This is a genomic window from Pseudomonas entomophila L48 (assembly GCF_000026105.1).
GTDB lineage: Bacteria > Pseudomonadota > Gammaproteobacteria > Pseudomonadales > Pseudomonadaceae > Aquipseudomonas > Aquipseudomonas entomophila.
In genome coordinates this window covers 2,290,956-2,311,850 of the sequence record NC_008027.1, presented here as the reverse complement: position 1 = coordinate 2,311,850, position 20,895 = coordinate 2,290,956, and the positions used below count along the sequence as shown (strand labels likewise).

The window sequence follows — 20,895 nt, the reverse complement described above, 5'->3', positions numbered from 1 at the left end:
CCCTTCCAAAAGCCTGACTGTCCGAGAACACCCCATGCAGCTCTCCTCGCTCACTGCGGTTTCCCCTGTAGACGGCCGTTATGCCGGCAAAACCCAGGCCCTGCGCCCCATCTTCAGCGAATTCGGCCTGATCCGTTTCCGCGCCCTGGTCGAAGTGCGCTGGCTGCAGCGCCTGGCCGCCCACCCGCAGATCGGCGAAGTGCCGGCGTTCTCCGCCGAAGCCAACGCCCTGCTGGACAGCCTGGCCACCGATTTCAAGCTCGAGCACGCCGAACGCGTCAAAGAAATCGAGCGCACCACCAACCACGACGTCAAGGCCATCGAGTACCTGCTCAAGGAGCAGGCTGCTCAACTGCCTGAGCTGGCCAAGGTCAGCGAATTCATCCACTTCGCCTGCACCAGCGAGGACATCAACAACCTGTCCCACGCCCTGATGCTGCGCGCCGGCCGCGACGAAGTCCTGCTGCCGCTGATGCGCCAGATCGCCGAGGCCATCCGCGCCCTGGCCCACGCCCACGCCGAAGTCCCCATGCTGTCGCGCACCCACGGCCAGCCGGCCTCGCCGACCACCCTGGGTAAAGAGCTGGCCAACGTCGTCTACCGCCTGGAGCGCCAGATCGCCCAGGTGGCCGCCGTGCCGCTGCTGGGCAAGATCAATGGCGCCGTGGGCAACTACAACGCCCACCTGTCGGCCTACTCGCAGATCGACTGGGAGCAGAACGCCCGCGCCTTCATCGAGGACGAACTGGGCCTGGTGTTCAACCCCTACACCACCCAGATCGAGCCGCACGACTACATCGCCGAGCTGTTCGACGCCATCGCCCGCTTCAACACCATCCTCATCGACTTCGACCGCGACGTCTGGGGCTACATCTCGCTGGGTTACTTCAAGCAGAAGACCGTCGCCGGCGAAATCGGCTCCTCGACCATGCCGCACAAGGTCAACCCGATCGATTTCGAGAACTCCGAAGGCAACCTGGGTATCGCCAACGCGCTGTTCCAGCACCTGGCCAGCAAGCTGCCGATCTCGCGCTGGCAGCGTGACCTGACCGACTCCACCGTGCTGCGCAACCTGGGCGTGGGCTTCGCCCACAGCGTCATCGCCTACGAAGCCAGCCTCAAAGGCATCGGCAAGCTGGAAGTCAACGCCGCCCGTATCGCCGCCGACCTGGACGCCTGCTGGGAAGTCCTGGCCGAGCCGATCCAGACCGTGATGCGCCGCTTCAACATCGAGAACCCCTACGAGAAGCTCAAGGAGCTGACCCGTGGCAAGGGCATCACCCCTGAAGCGCTGCTGACCTTCATCGACGGCCTGGACATGCCGGCCGAAGCCAAGGCCGAGCTCAAGCAACTGACCCCTGCCACCTACATTGGCAACGCCGTGGCCCAGGCCAAACGCATCTGACCTGCGCCCCGCGCTTAACGCCCGGCCTGGCCGGGCGTTTTTATTCCCGTCTGAAAACTACGTTTTTTCAATAGGTTGAACATGAATTCTGATACTCCACTGCAACTGCTGGGCGGCCTGACGGCCCGTGAATTCCTGCGCGACTACTGGCAGAAGAAGCCGCTGCTGGTGCGTCAGGCCTTCCCCGACTTCGTCAGCCCCATCGACGCCGACGAGCTGGCCGGCCTGGCCCTGGAAGAAGAAGTCGAGTCGCGCCTGGTGCTCGAACACGGCGAGCGCCCGTGGGAGCTGCGCCGCGGCCCGTTCGCCGAGGACGCCTTCGCCGACCTGCCCGAGCGTGACTGGACCCTGCTGGTGCAGGCGGTGGACCAGTTCGTGCCGGAAGTGGCCGAACTGCTCGAAGAGTTCCGCTTCCTGCCCAGCTGGCGTATCGACGACGTGATGATCAGCTACGCGGCGCCCGGTGGCAGCGTCGGCCCGCACTTCGACAACTACGATGTGTTCCTGCTGCAGGCCGATGGCAAGCGCAACTGGAAAGTCGGCCAGATGTGCAACAGCGACAGCCCGCTGATCGACCACGCCGACCTGCGCATCCTCGCCGAATTCGAACAGAGCGACGAGTGGACCCTGGAGCCCGGCGACATGCTCTACCTGCCGCCGCGCCTGGCCCACTACGGCGTTGCCGAGGACGAGTGCATGACCTACTCGGTCGGTTTCCGGGCCCCGAGCGCGGCCGAAGTGCTGACCCACTTCACCGATTTCCTCGGCCAGTTCCTGCCGGAAGAAGAGCGCTACAGCGATGCCGACGCCCAGCCCGTCAGCGACCCGCACCAGATCCAGCACGACGCCCTGGACCGCCTCAAGGCCCTGATCGACAAGCACATGGCCGACAAGGACCTGCTGCTGACCTGGTTCGGCCAGTTCATGACCGAGCCGCGTTACCCGGAGCAGGTGGTGGGCGAGGAACTGTCCGAACAGGAGCTGCTCGACTACCTCGGCCAGGGCGCCATCCTGATCCGCAACCCGAGCGCACGCATGGCCTGGTCGGAGTTCGGCGACGACCTGCTGCTGTTCGCCAGCGGCCGCAGCTGCCCGCTGCCAGGCAAGCTGCGCGAGCTGCTTAAACTGATCTGCTCCGCCGACGCCCTGCACAGCGAAAACCTGGCCGAGTGGCTGCAGGACGAAGACGGCCTGATGCTGGTACAACAGTTGGTCATGCAAGGCAGCCTGGGGTTCGCCGATGAATAAGATCAGCGTTCGACTGGCCGACTGGCACAAAGACAACGCCGATATCCACCGTATCCGCAGCGCCGTGTTCGTCGCCGAGCAGCACGTGCCGCCGGAGCTGGAGTTCGACGCCGAGGACCCGAGTGCCGTGCACTTCCTGGCCATGGAGGGTGATTACCCGATCGGTACCGCGCGCCTGTTGCCCGACGGCACCATCGGCCGGGTGTCGGTGCTCAAGGACTGGCGCGGCCTGAAGGTGGGCGATGCGTTGATGAAAGCGGTGATCGTCGAGGCGCAGAACCGCGACCTCAAGCAGCAGATGCTCAGCGCCCAGGTGCATGCCACACCGTTCTACGAGCGCCTGGGGTTCCGCGTGGTCAGCGAGGAGTTTCTCGAGGCCGGGATCCCGCACGTGGACATGGTGCGCGACTCACGCGAGATCGCCTGAGCCGCCATTCGCCGGCAAGCCGGCTCCTACAGGGTTACCCGTAGGAGCCGGCTTGCCGGCGAACCGCTTGGTCAGGCAATCACGACCTGGCCGTCACCCAGCGACTGCGCTGCAATCCCCACCAGCGTCACGCTGTCGGCACCGAACTTCAGCACCAGGTCACTGCCCACCTGGCTGGCATGATCACGCCAGTCCGGCGCCGCCGTGCCCCCCTCAACCCCCATGAACACCAGGCGGTCCTGGCCAGTGAAATCCAGCACCCGGTCCAGGCCGAAGTGCCCGCTGAACAGGAAGGTGTCGCGCCCTGCCCCGCCACTGAGCACATCGTTGCCGGTACCGCCGACCAGCACGTCATTGCCCGCGCCGCCCTGCAGGCGATCATCCCCGCCCAGGCCGAACAGCCACTGCCCCTGGTTCCCCGCCACCAGCTGGTCACCCGCCTGGCTGCCACTGATCGACGCGGCGTAGGGGTTGAGCTTGCCACTGTTCAGCAACCCATCCACACCCAGCTGATGGGTCACCTCCTTGGTGAAGATCACCAGGCTCGGCTCCTTGCTGACCAGGTTCTCGACGCTGTGCAGCTGGCTGATGCCGCCCACGGCATCCTGCACATACACCGTGCCCTCGCCGTCGCGGGCGATGCTCAGGTTGGCCAGTGAATCCTGCAGCTTGAGCGTGTCATGGCCGTCGCCGCCATCGATCAGGTTGAAACCGCCATCATCACGGAAGGTATCGTTGCCGGCACGCCCTTCGAGGTAGTCGTTGCCACGCCCACCATGGATCAGGTCGTCCTTGTCGGTACCAATGATGAAGGTGCTGCCCTTGTGCGGCTCGGCATTGCGGTTGAGGTCCTCGACCCAGGTCGAGCCCCGGGTCGTATCGGACAGGTTGCTGACCACCACGGTCGAGTCGCGGGTGGTCCACTGGTAGAAGGAAGAGTCCACCACCCGCCCCAGGCCATCGGTGTAGGCGGCCGGCAAGTGCGACAGCCAGGTGGCGATGTTGGCGATGGAGAACGGCAGCAGGTTCCAGGCGTCGGAGGCGTAATGATCGTTGAAGTTGACGATGTTGTTGGTGGCCGAAGCCTTGGCGCCGTCGTGCACGCCAGCGGTGCCCCAGGTGACCGAGGTGCCGTCGAGCACACGGAACACCGGGTCGTTCTCGTAGCCGATGTTGAGCACCTTGTCGGCGTCGGCGGCCTGGGTTGGCGAGGCGAAGGCAACGTAGCGCGAATCCTGGTAGAAGCCGCCCCAGCGCGAGGTGCTGAGGTCTGCCAGGCTGTTCACCGCCAGCCCGCCGAGGCTGTGGCCACTGACGGTGACATCGGCGCCGGTCAGGCCGTTGGCCTTGGCAAACGCCGCCACATTGTCGAGCAGGCGGCCGAAGGCGTTGCCGGTGTAGTCGCGGGCATAGCCTGGTGGCCCGAACGCCGCCAACAGGTCGTTGATCACATCGCCGATGGTGTCGCCAACCAGCACTTCCCGTGGCCCACCGGTGCCGCGAAAGGCGATACCGATGCCTGTCAGGTGGCCATCGGCGTCGTAGCGGCCGAGGACTTCAGCCTGGGCCGTGAGGTAGCCGGCGTTTTCACCGTAGAAGGTCCCCCGCGCATCGGTCTTGCCTTGATAGCCCAGCTGCGCGGCGCTGATCGGGTTCCAGCCGATCGCCTTGGCGTTGGCCAGGGCCTTGGCTTCGGCGTCCGGGTTCCAGGGGATGCCGGGGATCACGCCCTGGCTGTCGGTGCCGCCGATCAGTGCCTTGACCAGCGTTGCCGGCAGGCCCAGGCCGAAGCCATGCTGCTGGTAGCCTGCGGCGAATCCATCGTCGATACCGTGGTAGGCGTACATCGCCAGGGCCATGGCATCCTTGTAGAGGGCGGAAGAGGCAGAACTGCCAAGATGGCGGTAATCAAATACGGGCATTGGATACATCCCTGTTCGTTGTAAGAAAGGCGCCCCAGCGACATCGTCCTTTGACACGACTGACGGGCGAAAGGCAAAACTGGCACGTCAGTGCCACTGAACACAAGCCCCCGGGTGTGACTGCCCTGCCAAAATCACGGGCAAAAAACTGTACATACATACAGATAAAACTTGCCTGCGCGCCCTGCCTTGCGCATCCTAGTGCCCATTCCCACCGATCAAGCGTTGCGGCCATGCGCCTCTTTCTCTGCGAAAAACCCTCCCAGGCAAAAGACATCGCCAAAGTGCTCGGCGCCCAGCGCCGGGGCGACGGCTGCTGGCAAGGCACCGATGTCTGCGTGACCTGGTGCATCGGCCACCTGCTGGAAACCGCGCCGCCCGACAGCTACGACGAGCGCTACAAGCGCTGGTCGCTCGACGACCTGCCGATCATCCCCGAGAAGTGGAAGATGACGGTCAAGCCCAAGACCGCCAGCCAGTACAAGGCCGTCAAGCGCCTGCTCGGCGAGGCTCGCGAACTGGTAATCGCCACCGACGCCGACCGCGAGGGCGAGATGATCGCCCGCGAGCTGGTCGAGCATTGCCGCTATCGGGGGCCGATCCAGCGCCTGTGGCTGTCGGCCCTGGACGACGCCTCGATCCGCAAGGCGCTGGCGCGCCTGCTGCCCGGCCAGGAAACCTTCAACCTCTACCACTCCGCGCTGGGCCGCTCGCGGGCCGACTGGCTGATCGGCATGAACATGAGTCGCCTGTTCACCCTGCTCGGGCGCCAGTCCGGCTATCAGGGCGTGCTGCCGGTGGGGCGGGTGCAGACACCGACGCTGCGCCTGGTGGTGGACCGCGACCGTAGCATCGCCGATTTCGTGCCGGTCCCCTTCTGGGCCATCGACGTGCAACTGGAAAGCGCCGGCAATGTGTTCAACGCTCAATGGCGTGCGCCGGAGGATGCCTGCGATGACCAGGGCCGCTGCCTGAAGCAGGCCCTGGCGCAACAGGCCGCCCATGACATGCAGGCAGCCGGCAGCGCCCGGGTGATGAAGATCGCCACCGAGCGCGTCCGCGAAACCGCGCCCCTGCCCTTCGACCTGGGCACCCTGCAAGAGGTCTGCTCGAAGAAACTGGGGCTCGGTGCCCAGGAGACCCTGGACATCGCCCAGGCGCTGTACGAAACCCACAAGCTCATCACCTACCCGCGCAGCGACAGCGGTTACCTGCCCCTCAGCCAGCACGGCGAGGCGCCGGGCATCCTCGCCGCGCTGCAACGCGCCGACGCCAGCCTTGCTCCGCTGCAGCCGTACCTCGACCCGCAACGGCGCTCGCGGGCCTGGAACGACCAGAAGGTCAGCGCCCACCACGGCATCATTCCCACCGCCGCCGCCAGCGACCCGTCGCGCCTGCCACCCAAGTACAAGGCGGTGTACACCCTGATTCGCGCCCGCTACCTCGCCCAGTTCCTGCCCAACCACGAGTACGACCGCACCCAGGCCGATTTCGATTGCGCCGGGCACACGCTGCGGGCGGTCGGCAAGCAGATCATCGAGCCGGGCTGGCGCCGTGCGCTACCTGAGGCGTTGATGCCCCAGAAAGGCCGCGAGGCGCCACCGGCCCAGGTACTGCCGGCATTGCGCGAGGGGCAGGACTGTGCGGTGCAGGGCTTGCAGCTCAAGGATCTGTGGACCCAGCCCCCCAAGCCGTTTACCGAAGGCGACCTGATCAAGGCGATGAAGAACGTCGCCAAACTGGTGGAGGACCCACTGCTCAAGCAGAAGCTCAAGGAAACCACCGGCATCGGCACCGAGGCGACCCGCGCGAGCATCATCCAGGGCCTGCTCGACCGCGGCTACCTGGTCAAGAACGGCAAGGCCTTGTCGGCGACACCGGCGGCCTTCAGCCTGATCGACGCCGTGCCCCGGGCCATCGCCGACCCCGGCACCACGGCGATCTGGGAACAGGCGCTGGATATGGTGCAGAACGGCGAGATGAGCCTGGACGAGTTCGTCGCCCGGCAATCGGCGTGGATGGGCAAGCTGGTGCAGCGTTGCTCGGGGATGCGCCTGACGATCACCGGGCCGGCGGCGGGCAAGGCCGCGGCACCGTGGAAGAAGAAGCGCAAGAGTTCAGGCAAGGGCAAGGTCGCGGGGAGCGGGGGCAAAGCAGCAGCGGGCAAGCCAAGGCAGCCACGGCGCAAAACGGCGACCTAGCTGGCAGGTTGATCAGGCTGTGCCGGCCTCTTCGCCGGCAAGCCGGCTCCTACAGGAGTGGCGTTGCGCGGGCCATAGGGGAAGAGGCCGATAAGCCAGCGGCTAGGTACCACTCTTCAACCGGCTGAACGCACGGGTCAGCTCGCGGTTGAACGCCTTGCCGTTGTCATTCTTGCTGTACAACCGCGCCCGCACCTCGGCCGGTGGATAGGTCCCCGGCGCATTGCGGATCCGTGGGTCCACCAAGCCATCGGCCGCCGTGATCGCATTGGCGTAGTGGATGGTGTCGGTGATCGGCGCGATCACCTCCGGGCGCATCAGGTAGTCCATCAAGGCCCAGGCCGCCTCTGGATGCGGCGCGTCCTTGGGCACCACCAGCGCGTCCAGCCAGATCAGCGTGCCTTCGCGGGGGATGCGATAGTCCAGTGTGAACGCTTTGCTCGCCTGTTCCGCCTGGGCCTGGGCAATCGCCACGTTGCCGTTCCACGACATCGCCACGCAGGTCTCGCCATTGGCCAGGTCGTTGATGTTGCGGTCGTTGTCGAAGTAGCGGATGTACGGTCGGACCTTGCGCAATTGCGCCTCCGCAGCCTTGAGGTCCTCAAGGCGCTGTTGGTTGATGTCCAGGCCCATGTAGCGCATCACTGCCGCGAACACCTCGTTGGGGTCGTTGAGCAGGCTCACGCCACAATCAGCGAACCGGGCCACGACCTGCGGATCGAACAGCATCGCCCAGCTGTCCTTCGGCGCATCCGCCAGCCGCGCGGCCACCGCTTGCTGCTGGAAGCCCACCCCCGTGGTCCCCCAGGCGTAGGTGCCGGCATAACGGTTGCCGGGGTCGAACACCGCCATGTGCTGGCGAAACTCCTCCCCCACCCCTTGCAGGTGCGGCAAGCGCCCCTTGTCCAATGGCTGCAGCGCGCCACTGGCGATGGCCCGGCTCAAGTGCTGGCCGGCGCTGAGCACCACGTCGTAGCCGCTGCCGCCGGTGAGCAGCTTGGTTTCGGCGGTTTCCAGGGAATCGAAGTGATCGGCCACCACGCGAATCCCGGTCTGCCTTTCGAAGTTGGTCAGGGTATCCGGGGCCAGGTATTCGCCCCAGATATAGAGGTTGACGGTGGGCTGTGCCGCGTCGGCCGCCAGGGCCGAGCACGCCGCGCAGCCCAGGGCCAGTGCCAGTGCCAGGGCCAGGCGTTTCATCAGCGGCGCCCCCCGGCGTACTGGGGCATGGTGATGCAGGCGACGTTGCCGCCACCGAGCAGGATTTCCCGGCTGTTCTCGATGCCGATGATGCGGTGGCCAGGAAACAGCTCCGCCAGGGTGGCCTGGGCCACGCTGTCGTTGCGATCACCGAACAGCGGCACGACGATCACCGAATTGCCGGCGTAGTAATTGATGTACGAGGCGCAGATCTGCGTGCCCGCCTGGCGCACATGGGTGCCTTCGACCTGGTCCAGGCCCGCCGCTTCCTCGGCGCTCCAGCGCAGCACTTCGGGCTGGGGCAGCTTGTGCACCGTCAAGGCGCGGCCACGGGCGTCACGGGTGCTGCGCAGGATGTCGTAGGCCTCCTGGTAGATCTCCCACTGCGGATCGTCACGGTTGTCGGTCCATTGCAGCACCACTTCGCCGGGGCGCACGAAACACGCCAGGTCGTCGACATGGCCATCGGTCTCGTCGAACTTGCAGCCCCGTGGCAGCCAGATCACCTGCTCGGCCCCCAGGTAATCCTGCAGGCGGCGGGTCACCTCGTCCTTGCCCAGGTGCGCATTGCGGTTGCGGTTGAGCAGGCATTGCTCGGTGGTCAGCAGGCTGCCCTGGCCGTCGCTCTGGATACCACCCAGCTCGGCGATCAGCGGTGCGCGGTAGCGGTCGAGCTGCTCGATCTCGAGGATCTTGCGGGCGATCTGGTCGTCCTTGTCCCAGGGGTAGTAGAGGCCACCGTCCAATCCACCATAGGCGTTGAACTCGAAGTCCACGCCGCGCACTTCGCCGCTGTCGTCATTGACCACGAAGCACGGCCCGCTGTCGCGGAACCAGGTGTCGTTGCAGGTCATCTCCACCACCCGCACATGGGCCGGCAACTGGTTGCGGGCGTTGCTGTACTGGGCGGCCGAGGCGCACACGGTCACCGGCTCGCTGGAGGCGATGGCGCTGACGATCTCGACCCAGACCTTCTGCGCGGGCTTGCCGCCATTGCGCCAGACGTCCGGGCGCTCGGGCCAGCCAAGCCAGCAACCGGCCTTGGGCTCGAATTCGCCGGGTAAGCGGAAACCATCGGCCTTGGGGGTGGTGGTGAGCGAACGTGCCATGGGTCGACCTCGGTGTCGGGGAGTGATGACTGCACGCTACGCTGCGTCGAGAGGCGCCTCCAACGATGAAAACTCAGCGATAGGTGAACTGGATTCAGCTATCGCCCAGCTGTTCGATGAACCATTCGATGAATTGCGCCACCGCGCCGCGCTCCAGGCGCAGGCGCTCACAGACCAGTGCGTACTGCCCCTGGGCCGTCACGCTGGCGCTGAACGGGCGAACCAGGCGACCACTTTGCAGATCGGCCTGGCAGGTCAGGTGGTCACCCATGGCCACGCCCTGCCCCTGCAATGCCGCCTCCAGCGCGAGGGCGGCGTGGGGGAAGTACAGCTGGCGGGTGGGCATGGCGTCTTCGGCGTGGGTGGCCAGCCAGGCGGTCCAGGTCCGGCCGTCCTGATCGTCATGCAGCAGACAGTGGCGCACCAGGTCGCGGGGGCGCTTGAGACCGCCCAGGTTGAACAGCCCCGGGCTGCACACTGGGAAGAACTGCAGCAACGGCAGGGGCCGGACGAAATGGGTGCTGCCATCCAGGGCGCTGGTGCCGTAGGTGATGGCCAGGTCCACCTCCAGTGCCGGGGCGCCAGCGTCGATCGGCTGCTCGTGCAAGTGCAGGGTGATATGCGGATAGCGGCTGCTGAAGTCGGCGAGCCGGGCCACCAGCCATTTCTGCGCCAGTTCGGCAGTCACCGCAACGCGCAGCACAGCCTGCGAGGCAGGGTCGCGCAATTCGTCACAGGCCTTGCCAATCAATTCGAAGGCTTGTTGCAAATGGTGCAGCAGGCGCTCGGCCTCGGCGGTCGGACGCACCTGGCGGCCCACGCGTTCGAACAGGGCGACGCCGAGCTGTTCCTCGAGCTGGCGGATCTGGTGGCTGACGGCGCTGTCGGTGACGCACAGCTCGGCGGCGGCGCGGCCGAAGTGGCCATGGCGGGCGGCACACTCGAAGGTGCGCAGGGCGGTCAGGGATGGCAGGCGGCGCATGGCGAGATTCTTGTCGTTGTTTTCTGGGGCGGCCTTGTGTCGCGAAAGGACCGCAGAGCGGTCCCCGGATCATATCGCCAACCTCAAGGGAAAAACGATCGACTGGCGCGCTGAAAATTCACGGCTATATTTTCATGAAAATAATCATAAGAATTTTCACGAGGCCCTGGCATGTTCAAACAGTCCGCCCAACACGTCGCCAGCTACTACGCCCAGACCTACCCAGCCCCCATACCCCTGCGCCCTACCCTGCATGGCACCGTCGACACCGACGTCCTGATCATCGGCGCCGGCTTCAGTGGCCTGCACACCGCCCTACGCCTAGCCCTGGCCGGCAAGCGCGTCACCCTGCTGGAGGCCAGCCGGGTGGCATGGGCGGCGTCCGGTCGCAACGGCGGCCAGGCGTTGCTCGGCTGGTCGTGCGACATGCCGCCCCTGCTCAAGGCCCTTGGCCTGGAACGTGGGCGTCGCCTGTGGGACAGCATGTGCTGGGCGGCGCGGGAGCTGCGTGAGCTGCCCCAGCGCCATGGCTTCGAGGTCGACTACCGCCTCGGCAGCCTGTGGGCCGCTGTTCTACCGCGTCGAGTCAAGCTGCTGGAAGAAGCCCGCCGCGAAGCCGAACAAACACTCGGCTACGAATGCCTTCGCCTGATCGGCCGCGACGAGCTGCCTGAATGGATCGGTAGCCCTCGCTATCAAGCCGCCTTGTACGACCCCAACGGTGCCCACCTCAACCCGCTGAAACTGGCCCAGGGGCTGGCGACCACGATCGAGGCGGCCGGAGGCGACATCTTCGAACAGAGCCAAGTGCTCGACTACCAGGAACACGCGGAGGGCTTCGTGGCCCGCACCGCCGCAGGTGAAGTGCGCAGCCGCGTACTCGTGCTGGCCTGCAATGCCTACATCGACGGCCTCGACCGCACCCTCTCGCGCCGCTTGCTGCCGGTAGGTTCCTACCAGGTGGCCACCGCGCCGCTCGAGGCGGGCCTCGCCGCCTCGCTGCTGCCACGCAACAGTTGCGTGATCGACAACCAGTTCATCCCCGACTATTTCCGCCTCACCCCCGATCACCGCCTGCTGTTCGGTGGCGGCTGCACCTACCTGGGCGGCATCCCCAAGGATGTCGCCGCCGCCACCCGCCCGTGCCTGGAGCGGGTGTTTCCACAACTCAAGGGCGTGGCCATCGAGCACGCCTGGGGCGGGCATATCGACTGCAGCCTCCAACGCACGCCGGATATCGGCCGCCAAGGCCAGCGTTACTGGTTGCAGGGTTTCTCCGGGCACGGCGTGCTGCCGACCCTGGCCGGGGCGCGCGCGGTCAGCGACGCGATCCTCGGCGACGATGACCTGCTGGCGTTGTATCAGGGCATCGACAACGGGCGTTTCCTTGGTGGCGACCTGCTGGCGGCCCCGCTGGAGGCGGCAGCCAAGGCCTGGTACAGGATGCGCGATCATGTCTGAGCCACGTGAAGCACTTGAAGACCTGGCGCGCCTGGTCCGCGACTTGCGCAAGCACCGGGGCTTCACACTGGATGATCTGGCCACACGGATGAACCGCTCCGTGGGCTTTCTCTCCCAGGTGGAGCGCGGCCTGTCACGCCCCACCGTGGCTGATCTCACCGCCATCAGCGAAGCGTTGCAGGTACCCACCACCTATTTCTACCAGGCGGTGCCACCGCGGGAGATCGATTGGGTCACCCGCCCCGGCGAACGGCGCACCCTGTACTACGCCGCTGGGGTTACCGACGTACTGGTCTCGCCGACGCTCACCGGCCGCTTCGCCATGCTCGAAAGCCACTTGGCACCGGGCGCCAGCAGTGGCGAGGGGCACTTGGACGACAGCTCGGAACAGGGTGGTTTTGTCCTCGAAGGCGAGCTGACCCTATGGCTGCACGGCCATGACGAGGCCGTGACCTTGCACCCCAACGACAGCTTCCAGCTGCCGCCGCACAGCCAGTTTCGCTACGCCAACCTGACGTCCCTGGTGACGCGTGTCCTTTGGGTATTCCGTTGATGGCACGGGCTTGTTGCCTGCCTGGGGCCAACGCCGCTTTGGGAGCAACTGTGTTGTGTCGACTGTGCTGGCCCATTCGCCGGCAAAGCCGGCTCCTACAGGTGCGGCGTTGAATTTGAAGCTGGCGCATGCCTACTGATCACCGAACATGTTTCATTGCAATGGAGCACACGATGACCACGAACCACAGCTTGCTCGACGAAGTCCGTGCCTTTCGCGCTCAGCATCCTGATGTGCGCTACGTCGACCTGATCAGCCTGGACATTCCTGGCCACTTCTACGGCAAGCGCTACCCCATCGACATGCTGGAAAAGGTCGCCGCCGGCAGCCCCCTGAAGCTGCCGCAGAACTGCGTGTTGCTGGGTGTCCAGGGCGGTCTGTTCCCAATCGGCGACTACTGCTTCAACGACGGCGACCCGGACGCCCTGCGCCGCCTGGTGCCGGGCACGCTCAAGCCGGTGAGCTGGGAACGCGAGCCACTGGGCCAGATGCTGATCACCTCCGACGGCACCGCCGCGCCCATCGAGTTCGAACCCCGCGAAGTGCTCGCCCGTGTGTTGCAGCGCCTGGCGCGACGCGGTATCCGCCCGGTGGTGGCGTTCGAGCTGGAGTTCTACCTGTTCGACCGCGCGCTCAAGGAAGGGCTGCCACAGTTTCCCCACGACCCGTTCGGCAATGACGCCGATGACCAGCCCAACCTGCATATCGAACGCCTGTCGCGTTTCTCCGACGTGCTGCGCGAGATGGTCGAGACCGCCAACGCCCAGGGCGTGGATGCCAACGTCATCACCGCCGAACTGGGGCCGGGCCAGTTCGAGATCAACTTCGGCCACTGCGACGACGGCCTGCGCGCCGCCGACTGGGCGGCGATGTTCTGCCGCAGCACCCGTGGCGTGGCGCTGAAACACGGTTTGCGCGCCTCGTTCATGAGCAAGCCCTACCTGCAGGCGCCGGGCAGCGGCATGCACGTGCATGTCAGTCTCTACGACCGGGATGGCAACAACCTGCTTGCCACCGACCAGCAACGCCCGCTGCGCCACGCCGTGGCCGGCTGCCTGGCGCTGCTGCCGCACTGCATGCCGATCTTCGCCGCCAACCACAATGCGTTCCGCCGCTATGGCGCCATGGTCAATGCCGCCAGCCGTGCCAGCTGGGGCTTCGAGGATCGCGACGCGTGTATCCGCATCCCCGAGTCGGACCCACGCAACCTGCGTATCGAGCATCGGCTGGCGGGGGCGGACGCCAACCCGTATCTGGTGCTGGCGGCGATCCTGTGCGGGATGGAGCACGGGCTCGATACCGCGCAGGAGCCGATCGCGCCGCTGAACGAGGACCGTGGTAGCGGCATCGATTTCCCCAAGGACATGCTTGGCGCGGTGGCGGCCATGCGTGGGCATCCGGTGGTCAATGAAGGGCTGGGGGCGGAGTTCGTCATGGTGTATTGCGAGAACAAGCGCCAGGATCACCTGGCGTTCATGCAGGAGGTGAGTGCGCGGGAGTATCGCTGGTTCCTGTAATGCCCTGTTCGCCGGCAAGCCAGCTCCTACAGAGGTCCTGGTAGGAGCCGGCTTGCCGGCGAACAAGGTCGACGCTGGCAACTCAACCTGGCGAGGATTACCATGTGCCGCCTCTAGCGCGGCCTTTTGCCGCACCCCGCCGTCCAGCCAGCCCAAAGCCCCCATGCCCTTCGAACTTACCGTAGAACCGCTCACCCTGCTGATCCTCGCCCTGGTCGCCTTTGTCGCCGGTTTCATCGATGCCATCGCCGGCGGCGGCGGCCTGCTGACCACCCCGGCACTGCTGACCGCCGGCATGCCACCGCACCTGGTGCTGGGCACCAACAAGCTCAGCTCGACCTTCGGCGCGGCCACCGCCAGCATTACCTATTACCGGCGCAAGCTGTTCCACCCGGCGCAATGGCGCCTGGCGATTCTCGGCACGCTGGTGGGTGCGCTGATCGGCGCGGTGGCCGCCCACTACATGCCGGCCGAATGGCTGAACAAGATGCTGCCGGTGATCGTCTTTGCCTGCGGCGTCTACCTGCTGTTCGGCGGCACGCCCAAGGCGCCGCTGGACGCCGACGCGCCGATCAAGCGCAAATGGCAGTTTCCCCAGGGCTTCTCGCTGGGCTTCTATGACGGCGTGGCCGGCCCCGGCACCGGCGCGTTCTGGACCGTGAGCACGCTGCTGCTCTACCCCATCGACCTGGTCCGCGCCAGTGGCGTGGCGCGCAGCATGAACTTCGTCAGCAACATCGCGGCGCTGACGGTGTTCATCATTTCCGGGCAGGTGGACTACATCGTCGGCCTGTGCATGGGCCTGTCGGTGATGGTGGGTGCTTTCTTTGGTGCACGCACGGCGATCAGTGGCGGCAGCAAGTTCATCCGCCCGGTGTTCATCACCGTGGTGCTGGCGTTGACCGTACGCCTGGCGTGGCAGCACTGGTTCGGGCAGGCCTGATTGGCATCACATCATTCGGTGTGGGAGCAACGGTCTTGCATGGTGTTTGGGATTTACGTTTACCCCTGTAGGAGCGGCCTTCAGCCGCGAAAGGGCTGCGTAGCGGCCCCAGGATTTCAAAGTTGAGCAACAATCGCCGGGGCCGCTTTGCGGCCCTTTCGCGGCTGAAGGCCGCTCCTACAGGAATCGCGTCAGGCGGGCAGTACAGGCTCTGCCAGACCTAGCCGTCGGGCCACGTAGAGGTCGATGAGGTAGCGGGCGATGGAGCGCCCGGCCGGCAGCGGCGGCAGGTCGTGGACACTGAACCACTGGGCGTCCTCGATCTCGTCCGGCTGCATGACGATCTCCCCACCGGCGTATTCGGCATGGAAACCCAGCATCATCGAATGCGGGAACGGCCAGCACTGGCTGCCCACGTACTGGATATTCCTCACCTCGATCGCCACCTCTTCGCGCACCTCGCGCACCAGGCACTCTTCGGCCGACTCCCCCGGCTCGGCAAAACCGGCCAGGGTGCTGTACACGCCGGTGACGAAGCGTGGCGAGCGGGCCAGCAGCACCTCGTCGCCGCGGGTGATCAACACGATCATGCTGGGTGAAATGCGCGGGTAGCTGCGCAGGTCGCACGGCTGGCAGTACATCGCCCGCTCCCAGTGGATCTGGGTCATGGGTTGCCCGCAACTGCCGCAGAAGCGGTGCTCGCGGGCCCAGGTGCCGATCTGCGCGGCATAGCCCAGCACCTTGTAGGTGTCGAAGTCACCCTCGAGCATGAACCGGCGCAGCCCTTGCCAGTTGCAACCCTGCACTTCGCTGGCGGTGCGCAGCTCCAGCAGGAACACCGGCTGGCCGTCGAAATGGCCGATGCCGTGCTCGCACAGTACGTCCAGTTCCTGGCGCTTGAGCCAGTCGCGGGGGAACAGCGCGCCGTTGGCGTCCACCAGGAACCCTTCCGGGCTGCGGGCAACGGCCCAGCCCCCGGTGGTCTGCGGGTCGAGTACTGCGGTTGTCCAGCGTGCTGACATGGTTCAGGGCCCCTTGAAGACGCCCGCCGCGAGGTCAGTCGGCGAACGTCGGTTGCTGTTTGCTCATGTGGGCGGCCACGGCCACGCGCAGGTCTTCGGACTGCAGCATGGCGGCGTTCCAGGTGGCGATGTACTCCAGGCCATCGTCGATGCGATGGTCGCGCATGTAGCTGAGCATCTCCTTGGTGCCGGCCACCGCGACCGGTGATTTTGCGGCAATTTCCCGGGCGATGGCAAAGACCCCGTCGAGCAGCGCCGCCTGGTCAGCGTAGACACGGTTGACCAGGCCGATGCGCAGCGCCTCGTCGGCGTCCACGTTGCGCCCGGTGTAGGCCAGCTCGCGCAGGATGCCGTCGCCGATGATACGCGGCAGACGTTGCAGAGTGCCGACATCGGCGGCCATGCCCATGTCGATCTCCTTGATCGAGAACTGCGCGTCACTGGCGCAGTAGCGCATGTCGCAGGCCGAGACCAGGTCGATGGCGCCCCCGATGCAGTAGCCCTGGATCGCCGCCAGCACCGGCTTGCGGCAATTGTCCACGGCGTTGAAGGAGCTTTGCAGGCGCAGGATGGTACGGCGCAGCAGGCGGGCGTTGCGGCCGACGTCCTTGCCCATCTGGCCGGCCAGCGAGGCCAGCATCATCAGGTCGATGCCCGAGGAGAAATGCTTGCCCGCACCGCTGATGACCACCGCGCGCACCGCGTCGGTTTCGTCGATCCACTGGAAGATGTCGACGATCTCCTCCCAGAACGCGGCATTCATCGCGTTGATCTTTTCCGGGCGGTTGATTTGCACGTGGGCGATGTTATCGGTCAGTTCGACTTTGAAAGCGGTGTAGTCGGTCACGGACGGCACTCCTGTGGGGAAAGGGTTCACAGTGCAGGATCTTAGCGCAGCGACAAGGCCGTGCATGTGCCAAAAGCTGGACTGAATGCCTTGCGCCGCGCGGCTTGATGGGGCACCGTGCGCGACTGCTGAATCAAAAGGATACAAATTCATGTCCCGTTCCCTGACTGGCGCCCTCGCCCACAGCTTCCTGGGCCAGTCGCCGCGTTGGTACAAGGCCGTCATCGCCCTGTTCCTGGTCCTCAACCCCTTACTGCTGGCGACCCTCGGCCCGGTGGTCACCGGCTGGGTGCTGGTGATCCAGTTCATCTTCACCCTGGGGATGGCGCTCAAGTGCTACCCGCTGATGCCCGGCGGCCTGCTGCTGGTCGAGGCGCTGCTGCTGCGCATGACCACGCCCGAGGCGCTGTATGAGGAGTTGCAGCACAACTTCCCGGTGATCCTGCTGCTGATGTTCATGGTCGCCGGCATCCACTTCATGAAGGAGCTGCTGCTGTTCCTGTTCTCGCGGATCCTGCTGGGGGTGCGCTCCAAGGCCGTGCTCAGCCTGCTGTTCTGCGTGCTGTCGGCGTTCCTGTCGGCGTTCCTCGACGCCCTTACCGTGACTGCGGTGATCATCAGCGCGGCGGTGGGTTTCTATGCCGTCTACCACCGTGTTGCCTCCGGCACCAACCCACGCGAGGAGTCGGCGCTGGACAGCGACCACCAGGTCGAGCAACTGCACCGCGAAGACCTCGACCAGTTCCGCGCCTTCCTGCGCAGCCTGCTGATGCATGGCGCGGTGGGTACCGCCCTGGGCGGCGTATGCACCCTGGTGGGCGAGCCGCAGAACCTGCTGATCGGCCATGAGATGGGCTGGCATTTCGCCGACTTCTTCCTCAAGGTCGCGCCGGTGTCGATGCCGGTGCTGGCAGCGGGCCTGGTGACCTGCGTGTTGCTGGAGAAGCTGCGGCTGTTCGGCTACGGCACGCTGATGCCCGAGCGCGTGCGCCAGGTGCTGGCCGCCTACGCCGCCGAGGACGACGCCGCGCGCACCCAGGCGCAACGCATCGCCCTGGTGGTCCAGGGGTTGGCCGCGCTGATCCTGATCGTCTGCCTGGGCCTGCACATCGCCGAGGTGGGTTTGATTGGCCTGATGGTGATCGTGCTGATCACCGCGTTCACTGGCATCACCGACGAGCACCGCCTGGGCCGTGCGTTCCAGGACGCCATGCCGTTCACCGCGCTGCTGGTGGTGTTCTTCGCCGTGGTCGCGGTGATCCACCAGCAGCAGTTGTTCAGCCCGCTGATCGCCTGGGTGCTGGCCCTGCCCAGCGAGCAGCAGCCGGGCATGCTGTACCTGGCCAACGGCCTGCTGTCGGCGATCAGCGACAATGTGTTCGTCGCCACCATCTACATCACCGAGGTCAAGCAGGCCTTCGTCAACGGCGCGATGAGCCGCGAGCACTTCGAGACCCTGGCGGTGGCGATCAACACCGGCACCAACCTGCCCAGCGTGGCCACCCCGAACGGGCAGGCGGCGTTCCTGTTCCTGCTCACTTCGGCCATCGCGCCGCTGATTCGCCTGTCGTACGGGCGCATGGTGTGGATGGCCCTGCCCTACACCGTGGTCATGGGTGGGTTGGGCTGGTGGGCGGTAACCTACTGGCTGTAAAGTGCGCGCCTTTCGAGTGTCCTCGGGCGGGGCGTGACGCGCCCTGCCCGCAAGGATGAGGCAAGCAACGGAGCAGTCGAAGCATGATTCTGGTGGTCGAAGGGATCAGCGCCTGTGGCAAGACCACCTGGTGCACGCAGCATGGAAGTCAGCAGGTCATTGCTGAAAATGGGCGTTTCGCCAATGTGCCGGAGCGCTCGACAGACCCGGTCGGCGCGGCGGCCTTTTGGGCTGAGCGCAACGTGGACCGCTGGCAAGCGGCGCTGGCGATGGAAAGCACCGCGACATGGGCCGTGTGCGACAGCGACCCACTGAAGCTGCACTACATCTGGAGCCTGTGGCAGATCGGCGAGGCAAGCGAGCGTGACTGGCGCCTGGAGCTTGCCGCCACCCGGGAGACAATCGCGCAAGGGCGCATCGGCTTTGCCGACCGTTACCTGGTCGGCCGTATCGACCCTCGACTGGCGCGGGCACGTGCCCAGGCGGACAGTACCCGCCGACGTAGCGGCTTCGAGCTGCATGTGCGCCTGCAGCCGGCATTGATGGCGTGGTATTCGGCCCTGGATCAGGTGCTGCCCGGGCGCGTGCATTTCGACTTTCCTAAGGAACTACCTGCCCTGGAAGACCAAGTTGAGCGCTATTCGATCGCCACCTTCGACCGGATGATCGCCTCCCTGCCTTGAGTGCAAGATTCGCGGACAACCGTCACGCCCTGTGGGAGCGGCCTTGTGTCGCGAAAGGGCCGCAACGCGGCCCCACGGTCTCAGTGGCGCCTGCGAGATTTGCGGGGCTGCTGCGCAGCCCATTCGCGACGCAAGGCCGCTCCCACAGAGAGAGCTGACAGCTATTCATTTCCGGCTATCGTTCAGTGCTCCTGTCGATTTCAGCCCGTGCCGCTCGACTAACCCTCACACAACCGAGGAGGTCCACCCCATGCGCAAGCTCATCGTTGCCGCCTTCATCACCCTCGACGGCGTCATGCAGGCCCCCGGCGGGCCAGAGGAAGACACCAGCGGCGGCTTCACCTACGGCGGCTGGATCCCGCCCTACGCAGACGAAGTCTTCGGCCAGGCCATGCAGGCGCTGTTCAGCGAACCGTTCGAATTGCTGCTGGGACGGCGCACTTACGACATCTTTGCCGGTTACTGGCCACACCAGGGGCAAGATTCGGAAGATAGCCCGCTCGCCGACCTGTTCAACAGCGTCCCCAAGCACGTCGCCACCCACCACCCCGAATCGATCGCGTGGCACAACAGCCATGCGTTGGGCCAGGACGTGAGTGCAGCGGTCAGCAGGCTCAAGCAGCAAGACGGCGCTCGGCTGCTGACCCAGGGCAGTGGCGAACTGGTCCGCCAGTTGCTGGCCGCGGGGCTGGTGGATGAGCTGCGCCTGCTGATTCACCCATTGCTGCTCGGGCGCGGCAAGCGCCTGTTCGGCGACGATGCGCAGGCGGCGGCATTCACCTTGAGGGAATCGGCCGTCTCACCCAACGGTGTCTTGATCGCCCACTATGTGCGCAGTGGCGAGGTGCGCACCGGCAGTTTTTGAACAATGGCCTCACGCAACCGAGCCATAACATGACCCCTCTGTGGGCAGCCGCCAACATGACGCCAGGTATATGATCGGGGTCCCGCCCCGTCCTGTACCGGAGATACCTCGCATGCTGCCCACCGCCTCCTCCCTGCACAGCGCCCGTCGGGTCAGGTTGCAAGTACTGCGCGGGCGGGTCGGCCTTGGGTTGGTGGCCGGGCTTTCGGTGCTGGCGGGCATGACCGACGCGATCGGCCTGCTGGCGTTGGGGGACTTCGTCTCGTTCATGAGCGGCAACACCACCCGCCTGGCCGTGGCGATCAGCCAGGCGGACTTCGCCCTGATGCTGCGCCTGGCCCTGGCGATCCTCAGCTTCGTATTGGGTAATGCCATGGGTGTGCTGCTGGCCCGGCAATTCCGCCGACGGGCCTCGCCGTTGCTGTTGCTGGTCGCCGCGCTGCTTGCCTTCGCCGCCGCCTGGCCCGGGACGTCGACCTTCGCGGCGCTGGTCACGACGATTCTCGCCATGGGCATGCTCAATGCCGTGGTCGAACAGGTGAATGGCCTGCCCATCGGCCTGACCTACGTAACCGGGGCGCTTTCGCGGTTCGGGCGCGGGCTCGGGCGCTGGCTGTTGGGTGAACGCCGGCATGGCTGGCGCGTGCAGTTGGTGCCGTGGAGCGGCATGCTGCTGGGTGCGGCGATGGGGGCCTGGCTGGAGCACAGACTCGGATTGCGGGCGTTGGCGGCCAGCTGTGCCCTGGCCTGCCTGTTGGCCCTGGTGACGCGGTTCATCCCCAGGGCCTGGCAGTTGGGCTACATGCCCCGTTGATCGGCAAGGCCCTGTGAGAACGGGTTTACCCGCGAATACGCC

18 protein-coding genes are annotated in these 20,895 nt (G+C 65.8%); 12 read left to right on the top strand and 6 right to left on the bottom strand.

Going from position 1 to position 20,895, the window contains the following annotated elements; all coding sequences use genetic code 11:
* Nucleotides 1–34 precede the first annotated feature (34 nt).
* From purB to PSEEN_RS10220, 3 genes are all read left to right on the top strand, one after another.
* Nucleotides 35–1,405 (top strand): adenylosuccinate lyase, encoded by a 1,371-nt coding sequence (purB, locus tag PSEEN_RS10230; protein ID WP_011533422.1) that lies wholly within the window; start codon nt 35–37, stop codon nt 1,403–1,405.
* 81 nt (nt 1,406–1,486) lie between these two features.
* Entirely contained in the window at nt 1,487–2,653 is a 1,167-nt protein-coding gene (locus tag PSEEN_RS10225) for a ribosomal protein uL16 3-hydroxylase (RefSeq protein WP_011533421.1), read from the top strand.
* Nucleotides 2,646–3,080 carry a GNAT family N-acetyltransferase gene (locus PSEEN_RS10220; protein WP_011533420.1) on the top strand — a complete coding sequence of 145 codons (435 nt, stop codon included), beginning with the start codon at nt 2,646–2,648 and terminating at the stop codon, nt 3,078–3,080. The genes PSEEN_RS10225 and PSEEN_RS10220 overlap by 8 nt, the downstream gene beginning before the upstream one ends.
* 71 nt (nt 3,081–3,151) lie before the next feature.
* On the opposite strand, the gene PSEEN_RS10215 is transcribed toward PSEEN_RS10220, so the two are convergent.
* Complete coding sequence (locus PSEEN_RS10215) at nt 3,152–5,002, bottom strand: polyurethane esterase (protein ID WP_011533419.1); 1,851 nt, start codon at nt 5,000–5,002, stop codon at nt 3,152–3,154.
* 233 nt (nt 5,003–5,235) lie between these two features.
* Here PSEEN_RS10215 and PSEEN_RS10210 point away from each other — a divergent pair, with 233 nt between their 5' ends.
* Nucleotides 5,236–7,203 carry a DNA topoisomerase III gene (locus tag PSEEN_RS10210; RefSeq protein WP_011533418.1) on the top strand — a complete coding sequence of 656 codons (1,968 nt, stop codon included), beginning with the start codon at nt 5,236–5,238 and terminating at the stop codon, nt 7,201–7,203.
* Nucleotides 7,204–7,305: 102 nt separating this feature from the next.
* On the opposite strand, the gene PSEEN_RS10205 is transcribed toward PSEEN_RS10210, so the two are convergent.
* The 3 genes from PSEEN_RS10205 to PSEEN_RS10195 all read right to left on the bottom strand — a co-directional run bounded on the left by PSEEN_RS10205 (nt 7,306) and on the right by PSEEN_RS10195 (nt 10,494).
* On the bottom strand, nt 7,306–8,403 hold the full coding sequence (locus tag PSEEN_RS10205) for an extracellular solute-binding protein (protein ID WP_011533417.1): 1,098 nt from the start codon (nt 8,401–8,403) through the stop codon (nt 7,306–7,308).
* Nucleotides 8,403–9,512 carry an agmatine deiminase gene (aguA, locus tag PSEEN_RS10200; protein ID WP_011533416.1) on the bottom strand — a complete coding sequence of 370 codons (1,110 nt, stop codon included), beginning with the start codon at nt 9,510–9,512 and terminating at the stop codon, nt 8,403–8,405. The genes PSEEN_RS10205 and aguA overlap by 1 nt, the downstream gene beginning before the upstream one ends.
* Nucleotides 9,513–9,606: 94 nt before the next feature.
* The gene (locus tag PSEEN_RS10195; RefSeq protein WP_011533415.1) at nt 9,607–10,494 is read right to left on the bottom strand and encodes a LysR substrate-binding domain-containing protein; all 888 of its coding nucleotides are present in this window, start codon (nt 10,492–10,494) and stop codon (nt 9,607–9,609) included.
* A gap of 171 nt (nt 10,495–10,665) precedes the next feature.
* Between PSEEN_RS10195 and PSEEN_RS10190 the strand changes: the two genes are divergently transcribed.
* From PSEEN_RS10190 to PSEEN_RS10175, 4 genes are all read left to right on the top strand, one after another.
* Nucleotides 10,666–11,955, top strand: a complete 1,290-nt coding sequence (locus PSEEN_RS10190) for an NAD(P)/FAD-dependent oxidoreductase (protein WP_011533414.1) — start codon at nt 10,666–10,668, stop codon at nt 11,953–11,955.
* A complete protein-coding gene (locus PSEEN_RS10185; protein ID WP_011533413.1) occupies nt 11,948–12,508 on the top strand; it encodes a helix-turn-helix domain-containing protein in 561 nt (186 codons plus the stop codon). Before PSEEN_RS10190 ends, PSEEN_RS10185 begins: the two co-directional genes overlap by 8 nt.
* Nucleotides 12,509–12,681: 173 nt before the next feature.
* On the top strand, nt 12,682–14,025 hold the full coding sequence (locus PSEEN_RS10180) for a glutamine synthetase family protein (protein WP_011533412.1): 1,344 nt from the start codon (nt 12,682–12,684) through the stop codon (nt 14,023–14,025).
* A gap of 163 nt (nt 14,026–14,188) precedes the next feature.
* Entirely contained in the window at nt 14,189–14,968 is a 780-nt protein-coding gene (locus PSEEN_RS10175; RefSeq protein WP_011533411.1) for a TSUP family transporter, read from the top strand.
* A gap of 191 nt (nt 14,969–15,159) precedes the next feature.
* On the opposite strand, the gene nudC is transcribed toward PSEEN_RS10175, so the two are convergent.
* Both nudC and PSEEN_RS10165 read right to left on the bottom strand, forming a co-directional pair.
* Nucleotides 15,160–15,990 (bottom strand): NAD(+) diphosphatase, encoded by an 831-nt coding sequence (gene nudC / locus PSEEN_RS10170; RefSeq protein WP_011533410.1) that lies wholly within the window; start codon nt 15,988–15,990, stop codon nt 15,160–15,162.
* Between the two features lie 34 nt (nt 15,991–16,024).
* Nucleotides 16,025–16,837 carry a crotonase/enoyl-CoA hydratase family protein gene (locus PSEEN_RS10165; protein ID WP_011533409.1) on the bottom strand — a complete coding sequence of 271 codons (813 nt, stop codon included), beginning with the start codon at nt 16,835–16,837 and terminating at the stop codon, nt 16,025–16,027.
* Nucleotides 16,838–16,988: 151 nt separating this feature from the next.
* Between PSEEN_RS10165 and nhaB the strand changes: the two genes are divergently transcribed.
* The 4 genes from nhaB (at nt 16,989) to PSEEN_RS10145 (ending at nt 20,853) form a co-directional block, all read left to right on the top strand.
* Entirely contained in the window at nt 16,989–18,491 is a 1,503-nt protein-coding gene (gene nhaB, locus PSEEN_RS10160) for a sodium/proton antiporter NhaB (protein ID WP_011533408.1), read from the top strand.
* Between the two features lie 83 nt (nt 18,492–18,574).
* On the top strand, nt 18,575–19,174 hold the full coding sequence (locus tag PSEEN_RS10155; RefSeq protein ID WP_011533407.1) for a hypothetical protein: 600 nt from the start codon (nt 18,575–18,577) through the stop codon (nt 19,172–19,174).
* 250 nt (nt 19,175–19,424) lie between these two features.
* Entirely contained in the window at nt 19,425–20,039 is a 615-nt protein-coding gene (locus PSEEN_RS10150; RefSeq protein WP_011533406.1) for a dihydrofolate reductase family protein, read from the top strand.
* 112 nt (nt 20,040–20,151) lie between these two features.
* The gene (locus tag PSEEN_RS10145) at nt 20,152–20,853 is read left to right on the top strand and encodes a YoaK family protein (RefSeq protein ID WP_011533405.1); all 702 of its coding nucleotides are present in this window, start codon (nt 20,152–20,154) and stop codon (nt 20,851–20,853) included.
* The last annotated feature ends 42 nt before the right edge of the window (nt 20,854–20,895 follow it).